Origin of the sequence: Streptococcus sp. 477, assembly GCF_013277295.1 — a bacterium.
In the GTDB taxonomy this organism is placed as follows: Bacteria; Bacillota; Bacilli; order Lactobacillales; family Streptococcaceae; genus Streptococcus; species Streptococcus pseudopneumoniae.
Window position 1 is genome coordinate 1 of sequence record NZ_VMMQ01000043.1, and the last position, 4794, is coordinate 4794.

Here is a 4794-nt window from a genome sequence, read left to right on the forward strand (position 1 = left end):
TCATTGGTTATGGGACGTAGTAAAAGAGTCCGGTGGACTCTTTTAGCCTAAGCTAAATTTTAAAAAGCGAGGGTGGTTGTTTTCTCAAAGTTTTGAAGGAGCTAAAGCAACAGCTATTATTATGAGTTTGTTGGAAACAGCTAAACGTCATCAACTAAATAGTGAAAAATATCTATCCTATCTTCTAGAATGTCTTCCAAACGAGGAAACTCTCGTAAACAAAGAGGTTTTAGAGGCTTATTTACCATGGACTAAAGTTGTACAAGAAAAGTGCAAATAAGAAATCTCCAGATTAGGAACTATCCGTGAGTTCCCTAGTCTGGAGATTTTTCAATATACTTCGCTATTGGACGGTTACGGTGCAACCAAGACACTTCCGAGTAACACCGAACCAACAATACATTTTATTTTCCGAATGGAAAATTTATCTTTTTTAATAATGACAATTCTAATTCTCTACATTCAATTTTTATTTCCTAATAGTAAACACTATTTTTTATTCTCAAAAATTGAACTTCTAAAATCATCAGTTTGGTCAAGATAAGCTTTAAAGATTGCTCTCTTCAACTTATGAACTGAACTGTCTGTTTCTGGATTATAGTTATACCAATGGGTACCTTCTGCATCCTTACGAACAGCAATATCCATTAAACTTTGTAAATCCTCTATCCTATTAGTGGTTTTTCTTGCAAATGACGTCCATGGCTGTGTTGTATCATTAAAGGTAACTTTATTCAATTGACTGAATTTATCTTGGCGCTCTTTATACATGGCCTTTTTAAAATCACTCCAAGTGTGGTATTGACCATTAAATAATTTCTGAAGTACTAATGTATCTGTTACTAATCCTTTGGTCTTACCATATGAGGTAATCGTTTTATTATTTGCCCTAGCATCGGGTTCAAATTGATTTGAGATATATGGTACCATACCATCTTTAAATCCTTTTGCAGCTAATAGTTCATAGGCTATACGACGGCCCATCAGGTCACCTGGCGTTCCTTTATCATTACTTAATGCTGCATAAATCGGCGCAAATAGTTTGATCGTATAGTAACCATTTCTTTCGTATTTACCTGAAGCATATTCCCTAGACGAAATAATATTATTCTCAATCAAATCATTAAATGAATGTAATTTTTCAGCTTCTGCATATGCCAAATCTTTAACTACATTTGTTGCATAGACACTATTTCCATCTGGATCTGGATGATACTCATTTGTAACTTTTCTAAGAAGTTGTTGTTTTTGATTCGTATCCAATTTAAGAATTGAATTTCCTTCAAGATATTCCAACATATAAACAACATCAAACATGTTGTGTACATATTTTTGAAGATCTGTCGCGTCTTTAAATCTCGTAGTTGGATCAAGTACTTGTAATCGTCGACTTTCTGTACTATCAGATTTTAAATGTTTCAAGATGGAGTTGATGGTGATTGTCGCATCTTCTGGATGGTCTGGTGCTTGCAATAAGCCTTTAGCAAAAAACTCTGGTCCCAAGCCACTTCTTCGACCATAGCCACCAAGATAGATGTCCTGATCTGAATCATGCGTCATTTCATGTGTATAAGTGATAGCTCCATCCTTATCCAACATACGATAACCCATATAATAAACGGCATCCCCTGTAGCATAAGCACCGTGTCCATTATGTCCAACCTTATTTCCAACAGGTCCAAAGAAATGTTTCATTGCAGGATTTGGATTATCAAAATCTGCTACTTCTGTAGCCTTTCCTTCAGTATTATCAGTTCCAAATTTATAGGCATCATAAAGCAAGATATTTCGGTAAAGTTTCTCACGCCCTTCCTTATCTAGAATACGATACCAATAATCATAGTGATCTCGTTGACGCTCTGCTGTTTCGTGAGCACTCTTTTCAACAAAGTTATTTAGATCACCATTTGCTTGATGTTCTTTATTACGATAGCGATCATAAGAACCAAAACCTAGACTAGATATGGTTGAAATGACAAATACGGATCTTTCTGGCAAGGTAAGTAGAGGCAGTACCATGTTACGGTATTTCCAGCTGTCGCTAGTGATTCGATCATAGACACCGATAGAGTACTTGCTGCCAACTTTTTCCTGATTAGCCCTCACTTCTGGAATATTAGATTTTTCTTCAACGATTAAGGCTTTTGTCTGTGATTTAAACCATTCATTGTTAGTTTGATGTGGTGCAAATGCTTTACGGTAACCTTCTAAAGCACTAAACAAATCTTTTGTACCGTAATTATTCGTTAACAAGGCATTATAAGTAACCACATTATTTTTAGCCAAGAGATTGTTGTAGCCAGATTTGCCTAGTTCAATAATCGTATCAAGAGGAGAGGTATTTCCCTTACCAAAGAAATCCATATGGAACATAAGCAAATCTTTTGCGCTAGCCTTATCAAATTGGAAATCATACCAGCGTTCTAGATAGGTTAATCCTAGCATCAAGGCTTCTTTGTTGCGCTTGATTTTATCAACAATGTAATTGTCAATAGCACTATTATTTCCAGAAACAGCTGCATCAACTGAAAGTAATTTTTTAAGAGTTTCAGTTAAGTGATCTTTTGTCTTAGTGAATTGCTCATCTAGATAGAGTTCTGTTAATTTAACATTATCCGAAATTCCTAACAAATTCTTAAGAGCAGTTGGATTATACTGTACTGCAGTTAAGTCATTTTTAACTCTATCTATTATAGATGTATAATCTTTTAGGAAAGTATTTGGTGTGTATACTAGACCTGTAGTTCCAATAGTATACTCAGCCAGATTTGCAAAGTCACTATGGTAGGTTACGTTTACTTTCTCAGATGTTCCATCTTTGTAATGTAGTAATAAGTGATTGATAGAGTGCTTGTCTGAAGTAATATCTGAAACCACTTCCTCATTTTTCATAGCGACAACAGATAACAATTCTTTCTTAAATAGATTATTATCAGCTGACAATTGATTTCCATACTTCACAATGGTGTCTCTATTATAGAAAGGCAATAATTTTTCTATATTTTTATATGCAACTTCTCTTGCCGCTTGATAATGAGTGGCCTTGGTATAATCTACATCCTGTTTAGCAGAATTTGTGAAATCTTCCACGGTTATAGTTTTCTTTGTAGTAATCTGGTCTTTCTTGGCTTGAACTGCTTCTTTTTCAATCTCAGTACCACGTTCTACAGTGGAATCAACTGACATTACCTCATCTCCAACTGCTTGAACATTAACTACCTTATTGTCTTTATTACTGTATACCTTTGTCTGCTTCATACCATCAAAATGGTATCCAGAAATCGCATTCCCATTTGTAATATTCATATCGCTGAGAACATTTTGTAGAATCCCAGAATTGTCCTCCGTGCTAGAGCCATTTGTCCAAAGGGAACCTGCAACTCCACCAACTCTAGCGAATGGTTTAGCATTATTTATTTCACCTTCAGCATAACTATTTGCTACAGTTGCATTATTTTCTACGATACCTGCAATTCCACCAATGGTTTGATTAGAATGTTCTCCATTACTTGAAATGGTTACTGATGCTATAGAATGATCTACCCTAGCATTCGTACCAGTTAATTGACCGACTAGACCACCAATTGCATACTGAGAGGTTGTAACAAAGGTATTTGTTATTCTTCCAGTGAAACTACTATTACTTACGGTAGAATTTTCAACTTTCTGAATAAGTCCTCCGATACCTAGCTCACCAGCAATGATTCCATTTGCGTGAACGTTATCTAAAGTTGAAGAATTTGTGGCTTCCTTAGCAACTGATGCGACATGATTCTTACCAGAAATATTAACATCTTTTAAGGTGAGATCCTTAACAGTAGCTCTATTTAATGTATTGAATAATGGCTTTTTCAAATTATAGATAGCATAATGTTTCCCCTGATGACTACCAATTAATGTCCCTGTGAAATTCTTTGTAACATAACTTTCTTGGTTTTCATCCAACTCAACCTCACGAGCATTCATTGTTGCACCCAAAGTGAAAGTTCCATTAGGTCTACTATTCATATCAGCTACTAGTTTTTTAAAAGATGTGTAGATAGGACCATCGTTTTGAACAACTTTTGGAAGATAATAAGTAAAATTGTCTTGGTATTGATTGTCTAAAGATTGCTTCAAGTGTTCCAAGCTAGCTGTAATTTTATAGACTGGTTTGCCATCTTTTGTAGTGTCCTCAATGTTTGAAACTGGAAGCAGTACATCTTTAAATTTAGCTGACTTCACCTTAATGAAATAAGCAGATTTATTATCTGGTACTTTATCTAAGCTTGTATGTTGTTTTGATTGATTGCCTTCATAACTATAGAGTTCCACATCAGAAACACTTCTTAGTTCTATTGTTTTCTCTTGAACTTCTACTTTTTTATCAGGTTCTACTTCATTTTCTTGTTTAATTTCTTCATTTCCATTTGAATTGGCTGTGTTTGATTCGGTTGAAACATCCTCTGGTGAATTACCTTTTGGTTGGTCTGGTACTGTTTGCCCATTCTCTTCTGTTGTTGCATTACCAGAATTTTCAGGTTTTGTTGAAGTTTCGTCTTTTGACTCATCTTTACTTATTGGTTGTCCATTCAAGGCTGCCGCAGCTGCCACTAGGTCATTCTTAGCTTGGTCAATCCCTGCTTGACTTGCACCTTCTTTAGCTGCTACAGCTTTCGCTGCCGCAAGTGCTTGATCGTAGGCAGTACGCTTAGCTTGGTCTGCATTCTGATACTTGTCAGATTCTTTCGTGCCAGATTCTTTACCAAGCTCGGCATTCAAGGCAGACTTGTCGCTTGCCACTCCATCCAATTG

At 35.7% G+C, this 4794-nt stretch carries 1 protein-coding gene and 1 pseudogene; one reads left to right on the top strand and one right to left on the bottom strand.

Going from position 1 to position 4794, the window contains the following annotated elements; all coding sequences use genetic code 11:
• Positions 1-64: 64 nt before the first annotated feature.
• A pseudogene (locus HT691_RS06090) lies at positions 65-280 on the top strand (transposase domain-containing protein); the annotation flags it as partial.
• Between the two features lie 209 nt (positions 281-489).
• Here the strand turns inward: HT691_RS06090 and HT691_RS06095 are convergent.
• On the bottom strand, positions 490-4794 hold a 4305-nt coding region (locus HT691_RS06095; protein ID WP_172925294.1), incomplete at its 5' end, for a ZmpA/ZmpB/ZmpC family metallo-endopeptidase.